The organism is Actinosynnema sp. NPDC050801, from assembly GCF_040673975.1.
Classification (GTDB): domain Bacteria; phylum Actinomycetota; class Actinomycetes; order Mycobacteriales; family Pseudonocardiaceae; genus Actinosynnema.
Genome location: NZ_JBFAQZ010000017.1, coordinates 12,145 through 37,652, shown reverse-complemented (window position 1 = coordinate 37,652; position 25,508 = coordinate 12,145). Strand labels below are relative to the sequence as shown.

Annotated in this window: 19 protein-coding genes; 11 read left to right on the top strand and 8 right to left on the bottom strand. The window is 72.3% G+C overall.

The features are described 5' to 3' along the window. Positions 1–377: 377 nt before the first annotated feature. Positions 378–1,325 (bottom strand): WYL domain-containing protein, encoded by a 948-nt coding sequence (locus AB0K14_RS30120; RefSeq protein ID WP_360463388.1) that lies wholly within the window; start codon positions 1,323–1,325, stop codon positions 378–380. Positions 1,326–1,385: 60 nt separating this feature from the next. Here AB0K14_RS30120 and AB0K14_RS30115 point away from each other — a divergent pair, with 60 nt between their 5' ends. Beyond that, positions 1,386–2,519: an epoxide hydrolase family protein gene (locus AB0K14_RS30115; RefSeq protein ID WP_360463385.1), complete on the top strand. Its 1,134-nt coding sequence runs from the start codon at positions 1,386–1,388 to the stop codon at positions 2,517–2,519. 266 nt (positions 2,520–2,785) lie between these two features. Continuing rightward, positions 2,786–3,418: a hypothetical protein gene (locus tag AB0K14_RS30110; RefSeq protein WP_360463382.1), complete on the top strand. Its 633-nt coding sequence runs from the start codon at positions 2,786–2,788 to the stop codon at positions 3,416–3,418. 10 nt (positions 3,419–3,428) lie between these two features. Here the strand turns inward: AB0K14_RS30110 and AB0K14_RS30105 are convergent, their stop codons facing one another. The 6 genes from AB0K14_RS30105 to AB0K14_RS30080 all read right to left on the bottom strand — a co-directional run bounded on the left by AB0K14_RS30105 (position 3,429) and on the right by AB0K14_RS30080 (position 10,230). Further along, entirely contained in the window at positions 3,429–3,992 is a 564-nt protein-coding gene (locus AB0K14_RS30105) for a TetR-like C-terminal domain-containing protein (RefSeq protein ID WP_360463379.1), read from the bottom strand. After that, positions 3,985–4,821 carry an alpha/beta hydrolase gene (locus AB0K14_RS30100; protein ID WP_360463376.1) on the bottom strand — a complete coding sequence of 279 codons (837 nt, stop codon included), beginning with the start codon at positions 4,819–4,821 and terminating at the stop codon, positions 3,985–3,987. The genes AB0K14_RS30105 and AB0K14_RS30100 overlap by 8 nt, the downstream gene beginning before the upstream one ends. 263 nt (positions 4,822–5,084) lie before the next feature. After that, positions 5,085–5,840, bottom strand: coding sequence for an NPP1 family protein (locus AB0K14_RS30095; RefSeq protein ID WP_360463373.1), 756 nt, complete (start codon positions 5,838–5,840; stop codon positions 5,085–5,087). A gap of 45 nt (positions 5,841–5,885) precedes the next feature. Then, a complete protein-coding gene (locus AB0K14_RS30090; protein ID WP_360463369.1) occupies positions 5,886–7,115 on the bottom strand; it encodes a PQQ-binding-like beta-propeller repeat protein in 1,230 nt (409 codons plus the stop codon). A 30-nt stretch (positions 7,116–7,145) separates the two neighbouring features. After that, the gene (locus tag AB0K14_RS30085; RefSeq protein ID WP_360463366.1) at positions 7,146–7,694 is read right to left on the bottom strand and encodes a hypothetical protein; all 549 of its coding nucleotides are present in this window, start codon (positions 7,692–7,694) and stop codon (positions 7,146–7,148) included. 61 nt (positions 7,695–7,755) lie between these two features. Next, positions 7,756–10,230: a hypothetical protein gene (locus AB0K14_RS30080; RefSeq protein ID WP_360463363.1), complete on the bottom strand. Its 2,475-nt coding sequence runs from the start codon at positions 10,228–10,230 to the stop codon at positions 7,756–7,758. A 164-nt stretch (positions 10,231–10,394) separates the two neighbouring features. Between AB0K14_RS30080 and AB0K14_RS30075 the strand changes: the two genes are divergently transcribed. The 9 genes from AB0K14_RS30075 to AB0K14_RS30035 all read left to right on the top strand — a co-directional run bounded on the left by AB0K14_RS30075 (position 10,395) and on the right by AB0K14_RS30035 (position 24,049). Continuing rightward, the gene (locus AB0K14_RS30075; protein WP_360463360.1) at positions 10,395–11,069 is read left to right on the top strand and encodes an FHA domain-containing protein; all 675 of its coding nucleotides are present in this window, start codon (positions 10,395–10,397) and stop codon (positions 11,067–11,069) included. Between the two features lie 88 nt (positions 11,070–11,157). After that, the gene (locus tag AB0K14_RS30070; RefSeq protein WP_360463357.1) at positions 11,158–12,783 is read left to right on the top strand and encodes an FHA domain-containing protein; all 1,626 of its coding nucleotides are present in this window, start codon (positions 11,158–11,160) and stop codon (positions 12,781–12,783) included. Positions 12,784–12,851: 68 nt separating this feature from the next. Then, positions 12,852–15,113, top strand: coding sequence for a serine/threonine-protein kinase (locus AB0K14_RS30065; RefSeq protein ID WP_360463354.1), 2,262 nt, complete (start codon positions 12,852–12,854; stop codon positions 15,111–15,113). Between the two features lie 23 nt (positions 15,114–15,136). Next, complete coding sequence (locus AB0K14_RS30060; protein ID WP_360463351.1) at positions 15,137–16,123, top strand: MoxR family ATPase; 987 nt, start codon at positions 15,137–15,139, stop codon at positions 16,121–16,123. Beyond that, complete coding sequence (locus AB0K14_RS30055; protein WP_360463348.1) at positions 16,120–17,280, top strand: DUF58 domain-containing protein; 1,161 nt, start codon at positions 16,120–16,122, stop codon at positions 17,278–17,280. Before AB0K14_RS30060 ends, AB0K14_RS30055 begins: the two co-directional genes overlap by 4 nt. Next, on the top strand, positions 17,280–19,358 hold the full coding sequence (locus AB0K14_RS30050) for a transglutaminaseTgpA domain-containing protein (protein ID WP_360463345.1): 2,079 nt from the start codon (positions 17,280–17,282) through the stop codon (positions 19,356–19,358). Before AB0K14_RS30055 ends, AB0K14_RS30050 begins: the two co-directional genes overlap by 1 nt. Before the next feature lie 340 nt (positions 19,359–19,698). Beyond that, positions 19,699–22,959: a tetratricopeptide repeat protein gene (locus AB0K14_RS30045; RefSeq protein WP_360463342.1), complete on the top strand. Its 3,261-nt coding sequence runs from the start codon at positions 19,699–19,701 to the stop codon at positions 22,957–22,959. 158 nt (positions 22,960–23,117) lie between these two features. Further along, the gene (locus tag AB0K14_RS30040; protein ID WP_360463339.1) at positions 23,118–23,621 is read left to right on the top strand and encodes a Chromate resistance protein ChrB; all 504 of its coding nucleotides are present in this window, start codon (positions 23,118–23,120) and stop codon (positions 23,619–23,621) included. Further along, complete coding sequence (locus AB0K14_RS30035; RefSeq protein WP_360463336.1) at positions 23,618–24,049, top strand: chromate resistance protein ChrB domain-containing protein; 432 nt, start codon at positions 23,618–23,620, stop codon at positions 24,047–24,049. Before AB0K14_RS30040 ends, AB0K14_RS30035 begins: the two co-directional genes overlap by 4 nt. Before the next feature lie 4 nt (positions 24,050–24,053). On the opposite strand, the gene chrA is transcribed toward AB0K14_RS30035, so the two are convergent. Continuing rightward, positions 24,054–25,421, bottom strand: coding sequence for a chromate efflux transporter (gene chrA, locus AB0K14_RS30030; RefSeq protein WP_360463333.1), 1,368 nt, complete (start codon positions 25,419–25,421; stop codon positions 24,054–24,056). Positions 25,422–25,508: the final 87 nt, after the last annotated feature.

The following is a 25,508-nucleotide window of genomic DNA, read 5'->3' as shown; positions in this document are numbered from 1 at the left end:
ACATGAGGCGGGCCGCATCGGCGCGGACGCCGACGACACCCGCGCACGGACAACTTCCCGGAAAGTGCGGTGTTAGCGTTAACAATTTCCGAGGACGGTCCGTGCCGGATACTGAGGTATACGATTGTTAGTAGCCAACGGTGGTGCGACCTGGCCGCACCACGAGGACTGTGAACGATAACATCGGCGTCGTCAAGATGTGACGGGAAGGTTTCGGGGAAGTCCTGCACCAGGGGCTGGGCCTCGCCGAGGCCCAATGCCGTCAAGCCGACCCCGGCCTTTCACCAACCGTCGGACCCGCGATCCGGGCGATTGTTCGAGGACCTGGGCGGGGCTCCTCGCCCGCCCGCCCACGGCCTCCCGGGTGGTTGCGGTGGTCAGGCGCGGGCGTAGCGCTCGGCGAGGGTGCGCAGCAGTGGCCTGAGCTCGCTGGGCGACTCGACGGTGAAGTCCATGCCCAGCATGCCGATGTAGGCGGCGATCGTGTCCAGCGAGTCGGCGCCGGTGACGAGGACCGAGGTGGTGTCGGTGACCGTCTCGACCACGCCGACGCCTGGGTGGATCCGGTCGAGGACGGCCTGGGCCGGCGCGTCGACCCGCAGGCGTGCGTGCACCTGCCAGCCGCTGAACGCGACACGGCGCATGGTGAAGCTGGTGTAGTCGTCGTCGGGGAGGGCGGTGGGGGCGAACCGGCGGTGGGTGCGCATGCGTGGCGTGATCCAGTCCGCCCGGTAGACGTCCCACTCGCCACTGGACGGGTCGCGGGCCACGAGGTACCAGCGTCGCCTCCAGGCGAGCAGGCGGTAGGGCTCGACGAGCAGCGAGGTGTCGCGGTAGTCGAAGCGGAACCACTCGACGTCGTGGATCGCGGTCGCGATGGTGCGCAGCACGGTGGGGTCGACCTCGGGGTCCGGGGCGTCGGTGTCGGTGTTCTCCGGCGCGTGGTCGACGACCGAGGCCAGCGCCTCCACCATCGGCCGCAGGCGGGGCGGCAGGACCTGTTCGAGCTTGGCCAGCGCGCGGGCGCTGGAGGTCTCGATCCCGGCGATGCCGCGGCCGGCGCGCAACCCGATCGCCACGGCCACCGCCTCCTCGTCGTCCAGCAGCAGCGGGGGGAGCTTGCCGCCCGCGCCGAGCCGGTAGCCGCCCGTCGCGCCGCGGGTGGCCTCGACGGGGTAGTCGAGCGTGCGGAGGCGCTCCACGTCGTTGCGGATGGTGCGGGTCGTGACGCCCAGCCGCTCGGCGAGTTCGGTGCCGCTCCACGACGGTCGCGACTGGAACAGCGCCAGGAGCGCGAGGAGCCGCGCCGATGTGTCCGCGGTCACTGCGACCACCTCCGCCTTATAGGAACGAATTCTTCCTATAAGCACTCTAACGTCTGTGTCATGACGAACACGGAGATCCGCCCCTTCCGCATCGAGGTCACGCAGGCCGAGCTGGACGACCTGAACGGTCGCCTCGACCGCACCCGCCTGCCGCAGCCGGCGCCGGGCGACACCTGGGAGCACGGCACCCCCAACCACTACCTGCGGGAGGCCGTGACGGCGTGGCGCGCGTTCGACTGGCGCGCCGTCGAGGAGCGCATCAACGCCCACCCGCACTTCGTCACCGAGATCGAGAACCAGCCGATCCACTTCATCCACGTCGAGTCGCCGCACGAGGGCGCGACGCCGCTGCTGCTCGCGCACACCTACCCCGGCTCGTCGGTCGACTACCTCGACATGATCGGCAGGCTCACCGACCCCGTCGCCCACGGCGGGCGCGCCGAGGACGCGTTCCACGTCGTCGTCCCGGACGCACCCGGCTTCGGCTTCTCCAACCCGGTCACCGAACCGGGCTGGACCACCGCCCGCGTGGCCCGCGCCTACGACACCCTCATGCGCAGGCTCGGTTACGAGCGCTACGGCGTCCACGGTTCCGACCACGGCGCGATGGTCGCCCGCGAGCTCGGCCTCCTCGCCCCGGAGGGTTTCCTGGGGTTGCACGTGCTGCAGCTGTTCTCCTTCCCGTCGGGCGACCCCGCGGAGTTCGAGCGGCTCGAACCGCAGGACTACGCCGGTCTGGAGCACATGCAGTGGTTCCAGAAGGTCGGCGGCTACAACACCATGAACGCCAGCAGGCCGCAGACGGTCGCGGCCGGGCTCAGCGACTCGCCGATCGGGATGCTCGCCTACAGCGAGCTGTTCAACTCCTTCGGCAACGGCACGTCCCTGGTGCCGCTGGAGACCATCCTCACCGAGGTGTCCGTCAACTGGTTCGCGAACGCCGCCGCGGGCATGTCCCGGTCCTATTTCGACAACGCGGCCGCCCCCGCCGACGAGCCCGCCCCGGTGAACGCCGCCCCGACCGGCGTGGCCGTGTTCGCCGACGACTTCCAGACCATCAAGGTGTTCGCGGAACGGGACAACTCCAACATCGTGCACTGGAGCCGTTTCGAGAAGGGCGGCCACTTCGCCGCACTGGAGGTCCCGGAGATCGTGGTGGACGACATCCGGACGTTCTTCGCCGCCCTGCGGTGACCTCTTCAGAACGGCCTCCCGACCCCCGGTCCGCGACAGGCGGATCCGGGGGTCGGGCTTTCTGCCTCGGTCAGCCCACCGGCCGCTACCCGAGCCGGGCGTGAAAAGCGTCCAGGCTGAGACGGGACCTGGAGTTGTGGTGGCGCACGAGGAGATTCCGGTGGGTCGGACGGCGAGTCGTGATGGCCGGTGGCCGGGTGGCAGCGTTTGGCGCGTTGCCGGAACGGGGATCCGCGTACTTGCGGATCGAGTGCGGGGAGGCGCCGGTGGACGAGGAGGTTCGGCGGGCGCGTGACGAGGTGGTCAACATGGTGGCGCTGCGCCCGGTGGCGACCTCGATCGACCGCGGGGCACTGCCGCGCAGACTCCTCCGGCGCGACCTGGGGCTGTCAATGGCGTCTGGTGTGCTGAGCCTCGTGGCCGCGGCGGCGGTGGTGGCTGTGGGCCCGGACGCGTGGTTCACCACCGCAGCCGGTATCGGGTTGGCCGTGGTCGGCGCGAACGCGATCGTCGAGGTCTTCCAGGAGTCGCGCCGGCGGACGGGCGAGGTCGCACGCATCCGCGAGTACGGCGCGGACGAGGTCGACACCCTGACGGATCTGCGCGCTGACGTGCCGAGCCCCCTGTGGGGCACGGTCGTCCGGGTGTTGTACGAGCTGCTCCTGCTCACCATGGTGGCGATGGTCCTGGCCTGGTCGGAAGGGGCATACGCTCGGGTGGCCGTGGTGGCCGCCCTGATCTGCTGCCTCATCGCCGCCGTGCTGAGACACCGGTACGCCCGCCGTCGGGAGCGGTGGAGGGCGGACTTCATGCGCGGGGAAGACGTCGCGCTGCCTCCCCTGCCGAACAGTTGGCGCGTTCTCGTGCCGCGCCCACCGGACGCTCAAATCTCTTCCTAGTGCGTGAGGTTCATGTGGGGCGGAGGGGAGTTCGGAGGCCCGTGACCACCATGTGGATCAGCAGGTCGTAGGTCTCGTCCAGCTTTTCGGGTAGTTGGAACGCGTTCTGCGCTTCCAGCACCGCGAAGCCGTGCATGGTCGCACGCAGGCAGCGGGTCGCGTGGATGGCTTCGGAGTCCTCCATGCCGTACGCGCGCAGGGCGGCCAGCATGATGTCGACCAGCCGCTGCCCGGCCTGCGCCACCATCGGCTCGGGTGTCTGGACGAGCGCGGAGTAGCGGTGCGGGTGTTCCACCACGTACTCGCGCCAGGTGGTCATGAGCGCGCGGATCGCCTCGTCGGCGGAGCGGCCGAGCACCGCGCCGCCGATCCGCTCGGCCAGGTCGTCCATGATCTGCACCGACATGAGCGCGCGCAGCTCGGCCAGGTTCCGGACGTGCTTGTAGAGCGACGGCGTGGCCACGCCCGCGCGGGAGGCCACGGCCGCCAAGGTCAGCGCGGCCGCGCCCTCGTCGTCGACCAGGCGCAGCGCGACGTCGACCACCGCGTCCGCGGACAGCGCCGCCCTAGCCACGGGTGCCCGCCCGGAGGAAGGCCAGGACCGCCGCGGCGACCTCGGCCGGGAACTGCACGTGCGGGTAGTGGCCCGCCCCCTCGATCACCTCGACCCGGCCCAGCCCTGGCGGCATGGCCGCCACGATGCCCTCACCCTCGGCGCGGGCATCGGTCCAGTCGGGGTCCAGCGAGCCCTCGACGACCAGCGCGGGGCAGCGGATGTCGCCGAGCCGGGCGCCCGCGTCGGTGGGCGCGGACATGCCCATGCTGCTCACCACCGCCATCCGGCCGGGCCTGCGCAGGTCCGCGTCGAGCCCGGCGACGTGCTCGGCGAAGCCCGCCGGCTTGGTGCCGGGGTAGGCGTGGTCGAGGTAGCGCTTCCACAGCCCGATGCTGCGGAACATTCCCGCGCCCATGAGCAGCGCCATTCCCTTGCGGTAGCGGGCATTGGAGAACAGACCGCCGAAGTCGATCTTCTGTGCCCGGGTGAACGGGCTGATCTGCACGATCGTGCTGACCGACTCGGGCTCCTGCGCGGCCGCGATGGTGACGGAGCCGCCGGTGAACGAGTGGCCCACGAGCACGGCCGGACCGCCGAGGTGCCGGACCAGGGCGAGCAGGTCGGCCGCCGAGTCGGTGCGGGTGTAGGAGGCCCAGCCGGTGCTGGACTCGCCGTGGCCGCGCTGGTCCACGACGGCGACGCGGTACCCGGCGTCGGCCAGTCGGACGGCCACCTCGCGGTAGGCGGTCCGGTTGTCGCCCATGCCGTGGGCCAGCACGATCAGCGGCCCCTCGCCGATCACGTCGTAGGCGAGCCGGCCGCCGTCGAGCTCCAGGAACTGCGTCATGTCCATCCCCTAACGGCTAATGGCTGTAGCTCATAAGCTAATGCCATTAGCCACCCCTGTCAACCGCCTCGGCACGGGCCGCCGAACCGCCACGTCGACTCCGGATGTGACGGGTCATCGGCGGCCGGTCGGTGGTGTCGACCGATGACGGGTTGGTCCATGAACCGGTGACCAGGCACTACCGGCACGCGCCGAGACCGTCCTACGTGCACGGACGTCCGGGAGCGAGCGCCGGTAGTGCCTGGATCACGCGGCACCGGGCCTTAGGCGTTGGGGTTGAACGGCACGTTCGCGGGCTTGGCCTTCTTCAGTTCGCCGGCGAACGTGCTGTCCTTGATCCCGAGGGAGGCCGGGCTGAAGTTCGCGTTGACCAGCTTCTCGCGGATCCCGGGCGGGAAGCCGTTCCAGCCCACCAGGGTCGGGTACTGCCACGCGCCGTAGTGGTTCTCGGGGTGCTCGCCGGACTTCGCGAACCGGAAGCTGTGGGTCAGGCCCTTGTGGTAGACGACCCGGGCGTGCGTTCCGGACCACTCGACGGCGGTGGCGGCGCGCGTCGTGTACTCGCCGTGCGCGGAGACCGAGACGTAGCGGGCCTGGTCGCGCGAGACCCACACCACGACGTGCTCGAAGTCGTGCGTGTGCCCACCGCCCGCGAAGCTCGCCTGGTCCTTCTCGAAGTACAACGCGTACACGTAGGCGCACCACCCGTGGTTGCACTTCGAGCGGACGTACGAGTTGGTGTTGTCGAGGTCCGAACGGTCACGGCAGTTGCCGTCGACCGCGCCGGACGTCTTCAGACCGCGGGCCACCCTGCCGTCCCGACCCACGGCCGGGGTCGGGTAGCAGCCGTCGCCGTCGTAGTCGAAGGCGGGCTGCCACTTCATGGCTTCTTTGCCCGCGTCGGCGGGCAGCGCGCTCGGCGGTGCGGCTTGGGCAACGGCGGGCAGGCCCGTCATGAGCGCCACGGCGCCCAGGATCGAGACGGCCGCGCGCCGTTTGCGGGAGGGGTGTCGGTTCATCGCTGTTCCTTTCGAGTGCGGGGGAACTGGCGTGTGCGGAGGTCTTCAGGCGGTGGCGCGGCGTACCAGCAGGCCCTCGGCCTGGTTCCGCCCGACGCCGTAGCCGGGCACGACGGCGTCCGGTGTCCAGTCGAGGTCGGTGACGACGTCCTTGCCGGTGCGGGCGTCGAGGACGACCCCGCTGTTGGCGCGGGCGTAGACCAGGCCGTTGTGGACGGCCGCGACGTCGGGCGCGACGCGGCCCGCGGCCTCGTCGGGCAGGGACCACAGTGGTTTGCCGGTTGTGTCCAGGGCGTGGACCCGTTGGTGGCTGAAGCACACGATTACGTCCGCGGCGGCGGCCGCGCACTCGTTGCGGTCGGGCAGGGTCGACCTGACCGCCCCGTCGGAGGCGCCGATCAACAAGGTCTGGGTGTCGAAGAAGGAAGCCGAACCGAACCGGACCACGTCGTCGTCGACCACGGCCGCCCCGAGGTCGTCCACGCGCACGTCACCGGTCCAGCGGACCTGTCCCGAGCCCGCGTCGATCCCCTGCGCGACCGTCCCACCGGATTCCGTCTCGCGGGTGCCGACGACGATTCCGCCCGCGAGTCCGATCGGCGCGAAGCCCGGTGGCGTGTCGATGAACCTGCCGGCCCGCGCGTCCACGATGGCGCCGGTGACCGTGCCGCCCCGGTGCGCGATCGAGAGCACCGCACGGGTCTCGTCGGCGCCGACGACTCGGGCGCTCGCGCCCTCCGGCGCGTCGCTTCCGGTGAACGGTTGCCGCGTCGACCACACCTGCCGACCGGTCGTCGCGTCGACCGCCCCGGCGACCAGCTCGAACCGGTCCTGCTGCGTGCCGCTGCCCTCGGTGCGGTGGATGCCCGCCCACACCAGGCGCGCCGGGCCGCTGTCGGCGAGTCGGAAGAAGCTGTTGTCCACCCGCGGGCGGGTCGCGCTCGTGAGGGGTGTCGACGCCTGCCAACGCTCCTCGCCGTCGCCGAGCGAGATGGCGTGGATGGTCAACGTCGGGCCACCCCGTCCGAGCGAGTCCTGCCCCTCGGCCATCGAGGTGAAGGCCAGGCCGTGACCGACGAGCGCGCTCGCGTCCGGTGTGATGCGCATCGGCTTGTCGGAGAACGCTTTCGGCGGGTCGAAGGTGGGTGCCGCGCTGGACACCGGTGTGCTCGGGGGTGGGGCCGACGCGCGTGACGTCGTGGTGCCGGGCCGGTCGTCGCCGCAGGCGGCCAGGAGCGCGAGCAACGACAGGAAGGCAGCGGTGCGGGCTGGCATGAGGACTCCGTGTGCCGGTGGGGAGACGGGTCAGGACGACGGCGGGGCCGGGGTCGTCCGGGAACGTCGGACCAGGCCAATGGCGTTGTACGCGGCCACTGTCACCGCGAGCAGGACGGTCGCCCAGAAGCCGAACCGCGACTCGACCATCTCCTCCGCGGTGCCGCCCTTGAACTCGTTGTTCTCCGTCGCCGCCGAGACCAACGCGTCCTGCAAGGACACCTGGCCGACGATGAGGAAGAACGCCACGGCAGCCCCGACACCGACGGCGAGCCAGTGCCCCGCCTTGGACCGGGACAGCAGCACCAGACCGGCGACGGCGACGAGCACCGCCACGATCATCAGCGGTTGCGCGGGGATGGCGCTGCGTTCGGCGATCCGGGGCGCGTCCTTGTCCTGGTTGACGCCCGTGACCGTCGGCTCACCGCCGAAGGTCGCGTCCCACCCGGTGTAGGTGATGTCCACACTCGCCATCGGCGTCTCGCAGGACACCGCCGTGAACGGGAAAGCCAGGCAGAGCAGGATCAGGACGAGCAGTGACAGGTTGACCGGCCGGCGTTTCGACGAGCTGTTCGACATGCTCCGAGTGTCGCCGGCTCACGACAACCGCGGTATGGGAAGGGTTTCCCAACCGGGACGGTCACCCGACGCGCCACACGCAGCCCAGGCTCTCGGTGAACACCGTCCCACCCGGTGCCTCCCCGGCGTGGTCGACCGTGTACCACTCCCGTGACGCCTCCCGCACCAGGTAGCGGTAGATCATCACCTGCCCGGAGCCGCACTGGCCGCTCACCGGCTTGAGCGTCAAGCCCACCTCTCGCAGCAGGGACCATTTTGGCTTCTGGGTATCGTCATCCAGCGTGAAGTAGTGGTTCGGAGCCGCTCCACCACAAGCGGCATCGCTCTCGGTGCACATGAAGTCCCGCACCACATGGGCCGTCCCGCCTTCTATCCCGCCGACGCGGTACGCGTGCCCGAGGTACTCGCCCTGCGTGTAGCCCGCCTCGACCGTGCCGGCGAAGCGGATCAGGTAGACCTTCCGGCTCCTGTCGTTGCTGTGGAACCGGTGCAGGGGCGCGGACTCGTAGAGCGAGTAGTGCACGACCACCACCGAGCCGACGGGGTGCAGCGTGCCCGCTGCCGGTTCGTGCGCGGCCACCACGGCCTGGTGGTGCACGCCGTCCGGTCGCGCGTCGCAGACCCAGCCCTTGGCCCGCACGGCGTCGCACGCGGCTTGCCAGGTCATGCCGACCATGGGGTCCACGGTCGGCGACGGTGCGGCTTGGCGGAACACGGTCAGCACCACGGGCTGCCCGATCCGGACCGGCTGGCCCGGCACGGGCGTCGAGGACTCGACCGTCCCCGCGGGACCGCCGCCTTCGCTGCCCTGCACGACCTGGCACGGCACCTGGTTGGCGGTCTCGGCGATGATCGCGTTGCAGGCGGCGTCACCGGCGTGCGTCCCGCCGCGCAGGTCGGGCATCGGCACGAAGTCCCAGTACCGGACCGAAACCTCGGTGCCGAGGGCGACGTGCCCGCCCGCCGCGGGCGACTGCTCGGCGACCACGCCCAGGGACGGCCAGTTCGGGCCTGCCGCCGTCATCGGCTGCTCGGCGCACGCGTCGGTCCCGGGACGGGCCACGGTGGTGTTGACCGAGTCGCACGCCGCGGCCAACCGCCGGCCGATGACGTCGGGCACGCGGGCGTTCTCGCCGTAGACGTTGACGACGACGGTGGAGCCCTCGGGCACTCGCGTGCCGCCACGCGGTTGCGTGTCGCGCACCGTCCCGGTCGCGCCGCCGGGGCCGACCTCCACCGCCTGGCACACGAGGCCGACGGCGTCCACGGCGTCGCACGCCTGCTGCCGCGCGGTGCCGGGAGGGATCGGGGGAACCGTCACCTGGGGCGCCGTCGGGGGAGCCGTGGTCGTCGTCCGTGATGCCGTGGGCGGTGCCGGCGGTGGGGGCGTCATCGAGGTGCTCGGCGTGGTCGACGTGCTCGGCGGTTGCGAGGACGACCGGGGGTCGGGGTTCTCGGTGTCGGTGTCGACCCCGGGCGCCTGGCCCTTGTCGATCACCGACTGCCGCCCGTCCGGGTCCATCGCCACCGTGCGGCGGTCCGCGCGGTCGTTGGCGACCACCCTTCGGTCCTGCACCTCCACGGTGAACTTCGGCGACGTGCCCGGCACCGCGACCGACGCGGCGGCCGTGCCGGTGCCCAGGTCGAACGAGCGCAGCTCGTGCTGTTCGTAGTCGGGGACGTAGGCCCTGCCGTCCAGCACGACGGGTGCGCCCAGGTTGTGCTCGACGCCCTTGGGCACGTCGAACTCGTGCCGTTGGCCGGTGCGGGGGTCGACGGACACCAGCCTGCCGCGGCGGTCCAGGACGAGCAGGTACCGACCGGCGCCCTTGGGCGAGGGCACGACGACCGTGCTGCCGTGCGGCACGGGCTCGCGGCTCACGGACTTCAGCGGCGACGCGGCGACGTCCAGCGCCTCGCCCGCCTCGGTGATGCCGATCGGGCGGCCGTCGGCCAGGGTCAGGTGCCTGATCGGCGCGGGAGCCCGCACGACGTCCTTGACCGCGCCGCGGACCACGTGCGCCACGGTGCCGTCGTCGGTCAGCACCCACAGCCCGGCCTCGCCGTCGCCGACCGCGATGGGCGTGGCGCCGGGCACCGCCACGGGAGCCTGCGGTGTGCCGTCCGTTTTGATCAGCTCGACCACGTCGTCGGCGGGCCGCACCAGGTAGGCGGCCGATGCCGCGGCGACGACGACCGGTACGTCGTCGGGGCGCCGGTCCGGGGCGGCCGCCGTGCCGACCGAGGTGTGCTGGGTGCTCATGTCCTCGTTGAGCACGGTCACCTGCCCGGTGGTGCGGTTGACCGAGGCGACGCGGCCGTCGGCGAGGCGCACCAGCTCCAACTCCTGGTCGCCCGTCGTCAGCCCCCGCGCCTCGCCCTCGACCCGTTCGCTCTCGGTGTTGACCACGACCACGCCGTCACCATGGTGCATGTTCACCTGAGCATCGCTCAGTTCCGTTTCCGTCATGCTGTAACCGGCGCCGACAGAGGCGGCGAACACCACGGCGGGCACAGCGCCGATCAGCACCAGCATTCGCGACCTGCTTTTGCGGCGTGAAGTCGGTTCGTCCACTTGAGTTCTCCAGTACGACGATCGGCGCAACGCGGTCACGAAAATGGTGTCGTGTGCTCGGGCAGCGTACAAAAGTGCTCGCGAGGGGGAAGTGGGGAGTGCTTCCCAATGGGATTGGGGTGCGGGTGAGCGGACAGTTGTCGGTGCGCGTCGGCGATCGGACCTACACCGTGGTGGCGGGTGAGGCGTTCACGTTCGGCAGGTCACGCGAGTGCACGGTCTGCCTGGGCGGTGACGACGCCGCGGTCTCACGTCGGGCCGGGGTCGTCACCTCGGACAACGGCATCTGGTTCGTGGTCAACACCAGTACCCGCAACGGGTTCGACCTGGTGGACGACCAAGGGCTGCGCAACCCGGTCGGACCGGGCAAGCGCCACGTGCTCCAGGGATCGGTGCGCGTCCACGTGCCGGGCAGCGGTCCTCGGCCGCACGTGGTGGAGATCGACGCCGACGAATTCGACCCCGCAGAATTGCGGGAATCGCCGACGGGTGAACCGACCGTCAACGGTGACGACGTCGTGCTCACGCACGAGGAGAGGCTGGCCTTGATCGCGTTGTTCGCGGGCTACCTGCGCAAAGGGGAGTTCCACGATCCCTATCCCCGCACTTACGACGCCGCGGCGAAGAGGTTGGACTGGCCCCGCACGACGCTGTTGCGCAAGGTCGAGTACCTGCGCACCAGGTTGACCAAAGCGGGGGTGCCGAACCTGAACGGTCCTCACGCATTGATCAAACTCGCCGAGTTCGTGCTGTGGAACAAGCTCATCACCGAGAAGGACCTGCACCTCATCGGGCTGTGAGCGGTTGGGGAGTGCTCCCGATCCCGAGAACCGGACGACGTCCCTAACGTCCCGGCCGAGCGGGTGTCGAGGCGGGGAGTCGCGGGCGGTGGAACTGGAGTTGGTGTGCGTCGGGCGTGACGGGGTCCGGCGGGCGGTGGTCGTCGACGTCGAACCGGACGAGCCGGTCGCGCACCTCGCCCGGTCGCTCGGCTGCCGGGAGGCCCTCTACCTGGGGGCGGTCGCGCTGCCGGGGTGGTTGCCGGTGCACCGGACCGACGTCGTCCACGGTTGCGTGCTCGGGATCGACGCGCCGCCGCCGGTGCCCGTCGGGTCGGCGGTCGGGGGCGGCTCCCGCGAGGTGGCGGTCGTCGGCGGCCTGCACGGCGGACCGCGCACGACCCTCTACCCGGTCGGGGTCATGACCGTCGGCCGCGCCGCCGAAGCCGACCTCGTCCTGGTCGACGCCGAGGTGAGCAGGCGGCACGCCCGGCTGGTGATCTCGGCGGTGGACGACCGCGTGCGGGTGGAGGACGTCGGCTCCCACAACGGCGTCCGGTGGCGGGGACAGGTGATCGCGGAGCCGGTCGACCTGGCGTCGGGTGACGTGGTGGAGCTGGGGGAGACGGTGATCGGCGTGCGCGAGGTGGTCACCGCGGACGCGGAGCTGACCAGGGAACCCGGCACGCGCGTGTTCCACCGCCCGACCGGACGGGCGGCGCCGACCGCGGACTCCCCGGAGCGTTCGGCGCGCTCGCGAGACCCTGACCCGAGTTGGCTGATCGGCGCCGCGTGCGCGCCGTCGTCGCGGCTGTGGGAACGGCGTGCCGGGGACCCGGACTTCCTGCGCCTGCGGCTCGGGCTGCACGACCGGCCCGCCGAGCCGCGGATGCCGTTCGCCGATCCGCCCCCGGTGTTGCGCGCGGTGCCGGTCGGGGTGGACCTGGCCGACGTCGGTGTCCTCGGTCTGGCCGGTCCGCGCGGCGCGCTGCTGGCGTCGGCGCGGGCGACCCTCGCGCGAGCCGCCGTGCTGTGCCCACCGGACGAACTGGCGATCGTGCTCGTCACCGGGCCGGAGAACGCCGCGGCGTGGGACTGGTTGACCTGGTTGCCGCACACCCGGCCGCGGTCCGCGGTGTTCGACTGCGCGCGGCTGGTCGCCACGGACGACACCCAGGCGCGGGCCCGGCTGGGTGAACTGCGGGAGCTGCCGGCGACCCGGCACGGCCGACCGCCGTCGTGGACGCTGGTCGTCCTGGACGGCGTGCGCCGCCTGTCCGGGCTGTCCGGCCTGACCGAGGTGTTGACCGGTGGACCGGCCGGCGGGGTCGTGACGCTCTGCCTGGAGGAGGACCCCGACGCGCTGCCGCCGTCGTGCGGCGCGGTGCTGGCGGCGTCCGGCGACACCGGCGGCCGCGCCGTCCTGCGGTGCCGCGACCAGCCGGCGGTGACGGACGTGCTGGTGGACGGCGTGCCGGTCGAGCACGCCACCCGCCTGGCCCTGGCGCTCGCGTCGATCCGCCTGCCGGGAGACGCACCCGTGCACCGGACCGCACCGGGGCCGCGGGTGCGACCACGCCTGATCACCGAGCTCGGTCGCTCGACCGGCACGACGTGGGTGGAGGTCGACTCGACCGTCCCGGTGGGGACCGCCGTGGTGGCGTCGGAACGCCCCGGGGCGGATATGACGGGCGTTCACCTGTCGAGGCCGGCTGGGGGAGGCACCGACCGATGACTATGTTGGCCCGCGTTCCGGTGACGGCTTGCGTGGAGCCGGACCCGGTGAGCGGCGGAGGTGCGAGCGTGGTCCCCATCGATCGATTACCCGGCTACCGGGTGACGAGCACACCGGTGCGCTCCGGTCCGTTCGCCGTGGCGCCCGCGGTGCGGGAGTCCGACGGCGCGGACGTGGCGGTGCGCGTGGTCGTCGAGCCGCTCGACCGCGCCACGCTGCGCCGCTTCCGCACCGAGGTGTCCGCCACCGCCACCGTGCTCGAAGAGCTGCGCAACCCGTGGATCGTGCCGCTCGTGGACCACGGCCAGACCGCCGACGCACGCCCGTTCCTGGTCACCGAGGGCATCGGCACGTCGTTCGCCGACGAGCTGGCCCAGCGCGGACCGCTGCCCACCGACGAGGTGCTGCGGGTGGTCCTGACCACGGCGCCGGCGCTGGTGTCGCTGCACGAGGCCGGCGTGCTGCACCGGGGCCTCGGCCCGGCGGCGCTGATCCGCCAACCCGGTGGACGCGTGCTGCTGGACGTGCCGGTCGTGCCGGTGCTCGCCGAGATCGCCGCCGCCTCTACCTCCGGCTCCGGGCACGAACCGCTCGAAGTGCTCAACGGCGGTGACTGGACGCCCGAGGCGGAGGTGTACGCGTTCGCCTCGACCGTGTGGACGCTGTTGACCGGCAGGCCACCGGTCACCGGGTCGTGGGCCGAACGACTGCTGCACCTGCTCGACGACACCGCCCCACCGCCCGTCGCGCCACCGCGGCTGTCCCCGCACCTGGTCGGCGTGCTGCGGGAAGCGCTGGAGCGAAGACCGGAGTACCGGCCGCGCTCGCCGGCGTCCCTGGCCGTGCGGCTGCGCGACGGGATGTCCGAATCCCTGGGCGACCCCGCCGCGCGCCGGACGACAGCACCGCAGCGGACCACGGGCACGCAGCGGACCATGGGCACCGACTACGAGCTGCTGTCGCAACTGGGTTCGGGCAGCACGGGCACGGTCTGGCGGGCACTGCGCCGCAGCGACGGCCGCGAGGTGGCGGTCAAGGAGCTCACCGCGGAGGCCGACGCCGACGGCACGGCTCTCACCCGCATGGTCCGCGAGCACGCCACGTTGCGCGGCCTGACCCACCCCCACCTGGTGAAGGTCCTCGACCTGGTGGTCGACCGCGGCCGGGCGGCGCTGGTCATGGAGTTCGTCGACGGCGCCGACCTGCGCGAGATGCTCCGGGCCGGGCAGGTCGAGCGCGGCGAGGGCGTCCGGTTCCTGGCCGAGGTCGCGTCCGGGCTGGCGCACCTGCACGAGCGCCGCATCATCCACCGCGACGTCAAGCCCGCCAACATCCTCGTCCGGACCGCCGGCGACCGCCGCAGGGCGCTGCTCACCGACTTCGGCCTGGCCAAGCAGCTGGGAGCGCCGGACCTCACCAGGGTGGGACTGCTGCTGGGCACCCCGTCCTACCTGGCGCCCGAACTGATCGCCTCGGGGGTGCCGACACCCGAGGCGGACGTGTACGCGCTGGGCGTGACGGCGTACGAGGTGCTGGCCGGGCGCCGGCCGTTCCCCGGCGCGACCACCGACGAGGTGCTCCACCAGCACCGGACCCGGCTGCCCGACCGGCCCGCCGGGCTGCCGGACCCGGCGTGGCGCTTCCTGCTGGCGTGCCTGGAGAAGGATCCCCGCGCACGTCCCGGCGCGGCCGAGGCGGCGGACGTCCTGCACGACCTGGTCCGTGACCTCACCCTCAGCCCGGCGCAGCCCGCCGAGGCGACCAGCGGCGCCGGGGTGACCAGCGGCGCCGAGGCGACCGACGGCGCCGAGGAGGTGACGCGCACGAGCTACCACCGCGTCGGGAACGACGAGGCGCCGGACGCGGCCCTCACCCGGACCAGCGCCCGCCGCCCGGAACCGGCCCCGCCCGCGGCGGACACCCGGCCGCGTCGTCGGTATCCGCGGGTGGTCGCGACGGTCGCCGCGGCCGCGGTGGCGGTGGTCGCATCGGGATACGGCATCGGGGTCTTCGTCGCGAACATCTTCGGCTCCGACGAGATCACCCCGTCGCGCCCCCCGTCGAGCACCGTCCACCGGGTGCGGGTCGACGCGGTGGTCGAGGCGGACGGCGGGGTGAGCCTGTCGTGGCCCGCCGAGGCCACGGCCCTGCCCGGCCTCGACCGCTTCGTCGTCATGCAGGGCACCAGCCTGCGCGCCGAAGTGGACCCCGGCACCACCACCTACCGCGACCCCCGACCGCGCGAATCCGGTTGCTACTACGTGATCGCGCTGGGCACCACGGCTCCGCCGCCCGACCCGGCTCCCCAACCCGCCTGCCCGACACGCTGACACCACCACGAGGGACCACGACCTTGACCACTCACACCACCGCCGCCGATCCCCGTGACCGGGCGCTGCGGTTCCAGGCGACGCACGACACCCTCCTCGCCGAGGTCGAGCGGGCGATCAAGGGCAAGACGACGGCGATCCGGCTCGCGCTGGCGTGCGTGTTCGGCGGCGGCCACCTGTTGATCGAGGACGTGCCGGGCACCGGCAAGACGTCGCTGGCCAAGGCGTTGGCCACCGGGGTCTCCGGGAGCTGGCACCGCATCCAGTTCACCCCGGACCTGCTGCCCGGCGACATCACCGGTGTGTCCATCTGGGACGAACGGGAACGCGACTTCCGCTTCCGCGGCGGGCCCGTGTTCGCCAACGTCGTCCTGGCGGACGAGATCAACCGCGCCGGGCCCAAGACCCAGTCGGCGCTGCTGGAGGTCATGGAGGAGGCGCAGGTGACCGTGGATGGCGTGGCGCACCCGGTGCCGGACCCGTTCCTCGTGGTCGCGACGCAGAACCCGATCGACCTCGACGGCACCTACAAGCTCCCGGAAGCGCAGCTGGACCGCTTCCTCATGCGCATCTCGCTCGGCCACCCGGACCTGGAGGACGAGACGGCGATCCTGATCAACCGGGCCTCCGCCGCGCCGCCGGAATCGCGCCCGGTGACCACCTTGGAGGAGGTGGCGTGGATGCGCCGGACCGTCACCGGCATCCACACCGCGCCCGAGATCGCCCGCTACGTCGCACTGCTGGCCAGGGCAACCCGCGAGCACCCGCACCTGCGGCTGGGGTTGAGCACGCGGGGCAGCCTCGCTCTGCTCCGGGCCGCACAGGCGTACGCGCTGGGCCACGGCCGCCACTTCGTCGTGCCCGACGACGTGCGGGCCGTCGCCGGTCCGGTCGTGGCCCACCGGCTGGTGCTCACCGCGCAGGCCCAGGTCCGCGGCGCGACACCCGCCGCCGTCCTGGGCGAGGTGCTGGGCTCGGTGCCCGCGCCCACGCAGGCGGTGCCGGCGTGAGCAGCCGGGGCCCGCTCACCGCGGTGGGCTGGGCGGTGGTGTCGGGCGTGGTCGTGCTGGCGGCGGCCGGGACCCTCCTCGGCTACCCGGTGCTGGTGTCCCTGGCCGGCACGGGGTGCGCGCTGGTGGTCACCGGTGGGGCGATGGTCGTCGTGCGACCGCGGGTGCGGATGACCCGGGAGATGTCGTCGGAACGGGTGTCGGCCGGCCAACCCGCGATGGCCCGGCTGATCGTGCGCAACCCGGGCCGGCTGCCCGCGCCCGAGCTGCTGGTCGTGGACCGGGTGGGCGGCCAGGCGGTGGAGGTGGCGGTTCCCGCCACGGTGCCCGGCGGCCTGCGCCCGGTGCCGTACTCGCTGCCCACCGGGCGCCGGGGCCGGTTGCCGGTCGGCCCGTTGCTGGTCGGGCGCCGTGATCCGCTCGGCCTGTTCCGGCGCGTGCAGCCGCAGGGCGGTGTCGACGTGCTGTGGGTGCACCCGCGGGTGCACCGCGCCCAGCAGATCCCCGTCGGCACCGTGCCGGACTACGAGGGACGTGCGGAGGCGTCGAGAGCCGGCACGACGAGCTTTTCCTCCCTGCGCGACTACGTGCCGGGCGACGACCCGCGACGCATCCACTGGCGCTCCACCGCGCGCGTCGGCAAGCTCGTGGTGCGCGACTCCGTGGACACCATGGAACCCACCGCGGCCGTCGTCCTGGACACCCGCGAAGCGGTGCTCGACGCCGCGGCGTTCGAGCACGCGGTCGAGGTCGCCGCCTCGATCGCGCAGTCCTCTGTGGACGACGGACGGCCGGTCACCCTGCACGTGGTCGGGGAAGGCGGCGGTTCGCCCGACGCGGTGTCGTTGCTGGACCGGTTGGCCGCGGCCGAGCGGATCGCGGACGCCGACCCGGTGCGGCTGCTGGACGAGGTGGACCGGGCACGGGCCGGGGGAGCGCTGGTCGTCGTCACGGGAGCGGGGGAGGATGCCGTGACCACCCTGCTGGCGGACCGGCGCAGGCGGTTCGCGCCGGTCGTGGTGATCCAGGTGGTGGGTGAGCGCCAGGCGGACGTCCTACCGCACCACCGGCGTGGGATGACGGTCCTCGGCGCACGCACCGCAGCGGAGGGCGTTGCCGCGTGGAACCACCTCGCGCTGGGCGGGGTGGCCGGCTGATGCGCTCCGTGCGTGTGGTGTCGGCCGCGGCTCTCGGCGCGCTGGCCGCGTGGTCGTTCCGACCGGCGTTCGACTCCGGTGCGGGGCTTGCCGTCACCTGGGCCGTCGTGGTGCCCGCCGTGGTCGTGGTGGTGTGGGAGCTGCTCACCGCGTCGTTGCTCAAGCGGACGGCCGGGGGCGTGGGCACGGCCCTGGCACTGCTGTGGGTGGTCGTTGCCGCCGCCGCGGTCACCCGTCCCGGGTCCGCCGCGCTGGAAGGGCCGTTCCGCCTGCTGACCTCGGCGTTGCCCACCGACGCGGCCCCACCCCAGCTGGCCGCCGTGTCGGTGCTGTCGGGCCTGACGGCGCTGGCTGCGGTCCAGGTGGTGACCAGGAACGCCCTGCTGCCGCTGGTGCCCGCGCTGCTGAGCCTCGGGTTGGGGCTGTCGCTCAGCGCCTCGGTCGGTCCGCTGCCCGCCTGGTACGTGCCGGTCTTCGTGGTGGTGGCGGTCGTGCCCGTGCTGTTCCACGGCGGTTCCGCCTCCCGCGTTCGCCTCGTGATGGGTGTGGTGGCGGTCGTGCCCGCGGTCGCGGCGGCTCTGCTCCTCGGGCCGGCCGACCCCGCGGTGTCGCGGCCACCGGCGAGCGCACAGGCGCTCGTGGACGCGCCGGTGCGACCCAAGCCGCACACCAACCCGATGGCCCAGTACCTGGCGCTGCGGGACCAGAAGCTGGTGCTGCGGATCGACGGCACGGCCTCCGCACGTGTCGAGCGGTTGGGCATGGTCACGTTGACCGAGTTCGACGGCCGGGGTTGGTCACCGGGATCGACCTACCGCCGTGCGGCCCACCAGCTGCCCGCGCCGCCCCAGGGCACGGCGCCACGCCGCCAGGTCAGCGTCGACCTGAGGGTGCTCACCCCCGACAGCATCGGCTGGCTGCCCAAGCCGGGATGGCCGCGGCGGGTCAGCGTCACCGACCTCGGCTTCGCCGGCGACACCGGGGATCTGGTGGTGCCCGCGGACGGGGACACACCTGCGGGGTACCGGATCGAGTCGGAAGAACCGTTGGTACCACCGGAGTTGCTGAGCACCGACCAACCCGCGCCGCGCGCCGACCGCCCGGACTTCGTGCTGCCACCGGACGTGCTGGCCTTCGTCGACACCGCCACCGCCGGGCGTCACACCGAGCTGGACCGGTTCCTCGGCCTCTACCACAACCTGGGCGCCGAGCCGTTCCACCATGACTCCTCCGAGGAGGCGCCGAGCGGCAACGGCGTCTACCAGATCTCCGCGTTGCTCAAGAACCACCGGGGGACCAGCGAGCAGTACGCCTCCGCGTTCGCCGTGCTGTGCCGGCAACTCGGGTGGGACGCCCGCGTCGTGCTGGGCTTCAAACCCCGTTGGGACGGCGACACCCTCGTCGTGGAGGGGCGGGACGTCCACGCCTGGACCGAGGTCCGGTTCGACCGGTTGGGCTGGCTGCCGATCGATCCCAGCCCGACCCGGGAGGCACCCCGTGCCGGCGGGGATCCGGCCGGTCAGCCGGACCGGTCCGACACCGGCACGGTCCAGCTGCCGCCGGCTCACGACCCCGCACCCCCGTCGGAATCGGACGCGACCGCGTTCCCCGTCGCCGCACCCCCACCGCCGTCCGAGTCGGTCGCCATGCCGATCGTGGTCGGTGCGATGCTCCTGCTGTTGCTCCTGGTGCCGTTGCTCAACATCGTGCGCCTGCGCAAACGCGGTCGGGGTTCGACCCGGCGGCGGGTTCTGCAGGCGTGGGGAGAGGCCGTGGTGGCGTTGCGCGCCGCGGGCGCTGCGGTGAACGAGCACCAGACGACCGGACAGGTCGTCGAAGCCGCACCAGTTGGTTGCGTCCCGGTGCTCCACCCGTTCGCGGACCTGGTGGACCGCGCCGCCTACGGGCCGGACGAGGTCACCGAGGAGATGGCACTGACCGCCGCGGGGCTTCGTGACCAACTCCGGGAACGCCTGCGTGCCGCGTCACCGTGGGGACGACGGACCGCCCGCCTGTTCGACCCCCGGCCGTTGGTGGCGCGCCGCCGTCCGGCCGAGTACGGGCAGCGCTCGCCGTGAACGCGGGGCGGTGCCACCGTCGGCAGGGACTGCGCCCTGGCTCAGCTGACGTGATCAGGGCTCGGTGGAGGTGACCAGCGGACCCCTGTGGCCAGTCGCTCCAACAGGCGGTCGGATCGGCGGATGCGTGTGATCACGGCTCGGTGCCGGCCGCTGCGGAGGGACTTGAGGTGCAGGTGAGGCACCCTGCCGCTGCGGCAAGCAGGACCGGTCGGGTGAATCCGTCGGCCGAACGAGGGACTACTGGGTCAAATGACGCAGAACTCGCCCGCCCCAGTCGGTAGAACTCTGGGCCATCGGCACGACACCACCGGTCTTCCCCTGGCGGAGGAGGGTTGGCATGGCGGGCATGAAGCGGCACGCGCTACATCGCACGATGGTCCTGGTCGACGTCGAGCGCTTCGGCGCCTCCACCCGAACCTTGCACCACCAGCTCGACACCCGTGAGGGCCTGTACGCGGTCGTCGCCGAGGCGTTGGTGGCGGCCGGGGTGCCATGGGACGCCTGCCATCACGAGGACCGCGGCGACGGCCTGTTCCTGCTGGTGCCTCCGCAATACCCCAAGGCGCCGCTGGTAGAGGTGCTTCCCGAGGCGCTGGCCCGCGCGGTGCGCGGGTACAACAACACCAGCCACGACGCCGCCAAGGTGCGATTGCGGCTGGCCGTGCATGCCGGCGAAGTCGCTTTCGACCAACAGGGTGCCACCTCCACCGCCCTGACCAGCGCCTTCCGGCTGCTCGACACCGCCTCGCTCAAGGAAGCCCTGGCGGGCTCGCCCGGAGTGCTGGCCATGGTCGTGTCCCGACTGATCTTCGATGACGTCGTGCGGCACTGCGCCACGCTCGACCCGGCCACCTTCCGGCCGATCCAGGCAGTCGCGAAGGAGTTCCGGGACCTGGCCTGGATCGCCCTGCCCGACCACCCCTACCCGCCCGACGTCACCGTCCTGGCCGCACAATCGCCCTCCCACGTTCCACCCGGGGCCACGTCGGATGACCACGCGGTGGACCCGGGACTGCGCTACCTGGAGGAGCTGGCCGCCAAGGACGAGCCGCCGGCGGTGGAGGTCGAGGATGAACGGACCCCGTTCGACTACCTCGACCCGCGCCGCCGGGTCGTGGGGTTCCTGCACCGCCCGGAACTGGACCGGCTCGAGGAGTGGTGCCGGTCGGCCACCACCCGGCGGATGCGCCTGGTCTGCGGCCCCGGCGGTGCCGGCAAGACCCGTCTGTCCGTCGAACTCGTCCACCGCGTCCGCCGGATGCCGGGGTGGACCGCGATCCGGGTCCGCCGCACCGACGTCGACCTCAACCGGCTCGTCCCCGCCCTTGAGGGGCGGAAGGTCCTGCTGTGCCTCGAGGACGGCGAGGAGTGGGCCTACGACCTGTCCGAGCTGCTCAAGACCAAGCAGCAGACGCACCTGCGCGTCCTGTTGCTGGCCCGGACCTACGGTGCCTGGTGGGGCAGGCTCCTGTCCACCGAGGGACAGGTCGTGAACCCCGAGGAGACGAACCTCTCCCCGCTCGCCGAGGAGTTCGACCGCCTCGCCATCCTCCGGCGGGCCTACCAGGACTTCCGCGCCGAGATCGCGCCGAACGCCCCGGAAGAGGCGCCGCCCGTGCTGGTCAACGCCGCACCCGACGCGACCAACGCCTTGGAGCTGCTCGGCGCGGCGCTCGCGGTGGTGCTGCACCTCCGCGAGCACGACGGCAGGCCACCGGAGGGCGAGATCCGGTTGAAGGACTCGCTGGTCCACCTGCTGGGACACCAGCGGAGGTGGTGGGAGAGCTGGGTCCGCACCACCCACGGGGACAACGCCCCGGCCGACGGGCGCGACTTCAGCAGCCGCGTGCTGCTCCTGCCCGCCCTCTACCTGGCGGCCGACCGCGAGCAGGCCAAGCTGGCGCTGGAGCAGGTGTTCGCGGGCTGCGGGCTCGACCCCGACCTGCCCGGCAGCGTGGCAGACGCACTGGCCAGGGTGTGGCCGCCGCCCCAGCGCGCCGGTATCCAGCAGTATTGGGACGCGTTGCGGCCGGACCGCCTCGGGGAAACCCTGGTGCTGGAAGTGCTGCACGAGGCCAGGGACGAGGAAAGCGCGGCGGGCCTGATCAGCAGGGTCTTCCGCGCGGGTGCGGACGAAGCGCAGGCAGAGCACGCGCTGACCGTGCTGATCCGCGCCGAACAAGCGACCACCGACGAGCAGCTGCGGCGACGCGTGCGCGCGTGCGTCAGAAGCCTGCTGGAGGACGCTCCGGAAGCGTTCCTGCCCGCCGGCGTGTCCGTGGCCGCCGGGCTCACCGAACCGGGGTCGCTGGTCGACCTGATCCAGGCCGCTGCGGCGCACGCGGACGAACTGGCGCTGCGCCGCGCCGCCGTGGCCGTCCCGCAGAGCAACAACGCGCTGGCGCACTTGGAGGCGCACCTGTGGCGGCGCCGTGCGGAGCTGCTGCTGCGGGAGCACTCCCGGAGCCTCACCGTGTCGCAGCGGGTCGCGCTCGCCGAACAGCACCGCTGGCAGGCGCACGCGCACATGCGCGCCGAGGAGAACACCTCGGCGCTCGACGCGGTCAGGCAATCGGTCGAGTACTACAGCGCGGTCGTGGTGACGGCGGGCCGCGGTGAGCTCGCCGAGGATTACGCCGGCGTGCTGGAACTCGCCGCCGACGCGGCGACGCGGGCGGGCATGCACGAGGATGCGTTGCGGTACAGCCGGCACTCGACCGACCTGTACCGGGACCTCGACGAGGACGGCGCCATCCAGCGGACCCTGCGTGCCCAGGGCAGCCTGCTCCAGGAGATGGGCAGGCAGCAGGAGGCGACCGAGGTGCTGGAGGAAGCGACGCGGCACGGCCTGGCCTACAAGAGCCAGATCGACAAGTGGTTCAGCGAACTGCTCCCGCCCACCGGGAACCAGGCACCCCGCACCTACGAAGGTCCCCGCCCGGCACCCGACAACCCGGCGATGCGGGTCGTGTTGCCGGTCGGGCACTTCGCCGGACCCCTGTACACCTCGCCCGACGCCGCGGCACCCGAGTCGTTCGAGGTCCGCTTCCGGCACGGGATCTTCTCCCTCAGCGCGGCCGAGTACGCGGTGTGGGCGGTGTCCCACGGCGATCCGAGCCTGCTCGGCGACCCGGCCGACCAGGTGCCGAACACCCGGGAAGTCGTCGAGTACGCGGCGCGGATGGCGGGTGTGACCGAACCGGAACCGGTCTTCGACAGCCTGGTCGAGGACGGTCTGCTCGTGCACACGGAGTTGACCGGGGAGCCGGCGCGGGAGTTCGCCCGCCGCCACCGCGTCGTGCCGCTCGTGCTGGGCCTGGGCAACTCGCCGCAGAACCCGGTGCTGTTCCAGATCGGCATGCCCGACGCCCCGCGCGCGACGGTGGCGTACGACATCTACCACCTGTGGTTGTTCACCCACCGGGCACCGAATCTCTGGGATGCGTTGGTGAACATGGGCAAGGAGGCGGAGCAGTCGAACGCGGAGAGTGACGGTGTCGAGCTGGTCAGCGACCCCGACGTGCTGCTGGAGACCGCGCTGGGCGCCTTGCGGGTCCTGGTGTCGACCAGTTGCGCGTACGTCGACCGCTGCGATTGAGCCAGTGGGGTCCGGCCGCGCGCTACGGTGACTTGATCGAGGACGAAGCCCGGCGCGCTCATCAGACCACCTTCGTTCCTCAGGTGTCCCAGCCGATGCGACGCAACCGAGGTTACAGTTCACGTGAGGGTGTTGCGGTGCGTGGGGCGGAGGTCCTGATGGGTGGAGCGTCCCGACCGCACGTGCCCGGCGACTGGGTGTTGCTGTCCTACCGGATCCCGCGTGAGCCCTCGACCCCGCGGATCACCATTTGGCGCAAGCTCAAGCGCGTGGGGGTCGCGCAGATGTCCGACGGGCTGGTCGCCCTGCCGTCCGACGCCCGCACCCGGGAATACCTGGACTGGATCGCCGACGAGATCCTCGAAGCCGGCGGCAGCGCGGCCATCTGGATCGCCCGACCGGGCACGGTGGCCACCGAACGCGACCTCGCCGCCGCGATGGCGGACGCACGGGCGGCCGAGTACGCCAAGGTCGCCGCCGAAGCCGACGCCGCGGCCGACCGGGACGAGACCGCGCGGCTCGCGCTCGCCCGTCGGCTGCGGGCCGAACTCCGCCGCATCCACCGCCGCGACTACTTTCCGCCGCCCGAACGCGATCACGCCACCGCCGCCGTCGACGCACTCGTCCGCCCCGTACAGCACCCGGAGGAACAGCCGTCGTGAAGTGGGCCACCCGCGCCACCATCCACATCGACCGCGCCGCCTGCGCCTGGCTCATCCGCCGGCACGTCGACCCGGACGCCGAGTTCGTCTTCGTCACCGACCCCGCCGAGGTGCCGGCCGACGCCACCCCGTTCGACATGCGCGGCGTCGTGCTGTCCCACCACCACGGTGACTGCAGCTTCGAGACCATCCTGCGCCACTACGACCTCGACGACCCCGTCCTCTGGCGGATCGCCCGGATCATCCACGAAGCCGACCTCGACGACGAGCGCTACGACGCGCCCGAGGCGCCCGGCCTCGACGTCGTCCTGCGGGGTCTGTCCATGGTCTGCACCGACGAGCGGATCCTCCACCACACCGGCCCGGTCTTCGACGGCCTCTACGAGTTCTACCGCCGCTCGACCCTGCTCGGCCGCGAACCCGCCTGACGCATCAGGCGACGGGCAGCCCGACCAGCGCGGCGACCGCTCCGAGACCGGCGCAGACGGCGAGGACCCGGAGCATCGGCCAGCGCAGGGCGAAGACCAGGACCAGCGCGATGGCGGTGATCGCGGCGGCCACGGGGCGGAAGCTCGTCAACTCCGGCAGGTTCAGGCGCACCGGGCCGGCGTGCAGGGTCGTGGTGGTGGTGAACAGGGTGTGCAGGGCGAAGTAGAGCGCGAGGTTGGCGATGACGCCGACCACGGCGGCGGTGATGCCGGACAGCGCGGCGCCCAGGCCGCGGTTGTGCCGCAGCCGTTCGACGTAGGGCGCGCCGAGCAGGATGAACAGGAAGCAGGGCACGAAGGTGACCCAGGTGGTCAGCAGCGCACCGATCACGCCAGCCACCCAGGGGTTGAGGGTGCCGGGGTTGGCGTAGGCGCCGAGGAACGCGACGAACTGCACCACCATGATCAGCGGGCCCGGTGTCGACTCGGCCAGGGCGAGCCCGCGCACCATGTCCCCGGCGGACAGCCAGCCGTAGACCTCGACCGCGCGTTGGGCGACGAACGCGAGCACGGCGTAGGCGCCGCCGAAGGTGACCAGGGCGGTGCCGGAGAAGAACACGCCCTGGGTGGTGAGCGTGCTCCCCGTGCCGGTCAGCACGGCCACGACGACGACCGGGGCCGTCCAGAGCAGCAGGCCGACACCCAGCACGGCCGCGCCCCGGCGCAGCGAGGGCTGTTCGTGGTGCAGGGTCTCGTCGGAGATCAGCGGCGCCGGCCCGTCGGCGGCACCGTTCTTCGCCGCGGTGGTGAAGGCCGCGGGGGCGAGGCGGCTCAGGCCCCAGCCGAGGACCGCCGCGACGGCGATGACGACCGGGAACGGCACCGCGAACAACGCCAGGGCCAGGAACGCCCCGGCGGCGAGCGCGACCAGCGAGGGGTGGTGCAAGGCCCGCTTGCCCACCCGCACAACGGCCTGGACGACGATCGCGACCACCGCCGGGGCCAGTCCGGCGAACACGGCGGTGACCGCGGTGGTGGCGCCGAAGGCGACGTAGATCGCGGACAGCGCCAGCAGGGCGAGCATGCCCGGCAGCACGAAGAGGGTGCCCGCGATCAGTCCACCGCGCCGACCGTTGAGCAGCCACCCCACGTAGATCGCGAGCTGCTGCGCTTCGGGGCCCGGCAGCAGCATGCAGTAGTTCAACGCGTGCAGGAACCGCTGCTGCCCGATCCACCGCTTCTCGTCCACCAGGGTGCGCTGCATGACCGCGATCTGCCCCGCCGGACCGCCGAAGGTCTGCAAGGAGATCAGGAACCACGCCTTGGTGGCCGTGCGCAGCGGGATCACGTCACGGGTAACGGAGTCGGTCATCGGCGCCCCCAGATCAGTCGGCTCAGTGTAACCACGGTTGCACGAAGTCCGGTGTGGTGGTCCACCCTGCGGACGTCGGAACCGGCT

What these genes read in the sequence shown, in the direction of transcription:
- AB0K14_RS30115 (WP_360463385.1), top strand. Translation starts at nt 1,386, where the DNA reads ATGACGAACACGGAGATCCGCCCCTTCCGCATCGAGGTCACGCAGGCC.
- AB0K14_RS30100 (WP_360463376.1), bottom strand. Translation starts at nt 4,821, where the DNA reads ATGACGCAGTTCCTGGAGCTCGACGGCGGCCGGCTCGCCTACGACGTG.
- AB0K14_RS30095 (WP_360463373.1), bottom strand. Translation starts at nt 5,840, where the DNA reads ATGAACCGACACCCCTCCCGCAAACGGCGCGCGGCCGTCTCGATCCTG.
- AB0K14_RS30090 (WP_360463369.1), bottom strand. Translation starts at nt 7,115, where the DNA reads ATGCCAGCCCGCACCGCTGCCTTCCTGTCGTTGCTCGCGCTCCTGGCC.
- AB0K14_RS30085 (WP_360463366.1), bottom strand. Translation starts at nt 7,694, where the DNA reads ATGTCGAACAGCTCGTCGAAACGCCGGCCGGTCAACCTGTCACTGCTC.
- AB0K14_RS30080 (WP_360463363.1), bottom strand. Translation starts at nt 10,230, where the DNA reads ATGCTGGTGCTGATCGGCGCTGTGCCCGCCGTGGTGTTCGCCGCCTCT.
- AB0K14_RS30050 (WP_360463345.1), top strand. Translation starts at nt 17,280, where the DNA reads ATGCGCTCCGTGCGTGTGGTGTCGGCCGCGGCTCTCGGCGCGCTGGCC.
- AB0K14_RS30045 (WP_360463342.1), top strand. Translation starts at nt 19,699, where the DNA reads ATGGCGGGCATGAAGCGGCACGCGCTACATCGCACGATGGTCCTGGTC.
- AB0K14_RS30040 (WP_360463339.1), top strand. Translation starts at nt 23,118, where the DNA reads ATGGGTGGAGCGTCCCGACCGCACGTGCCCGGCGACTGGGTGTTGCTG.
- chrA (WP_360463333.1), bottom strand. Translation starts at nt 25,421, where the DNA reads ATGACCGACTCCGTTACCCGTGACGTGATCCCGCTGCGCACGGCCACC.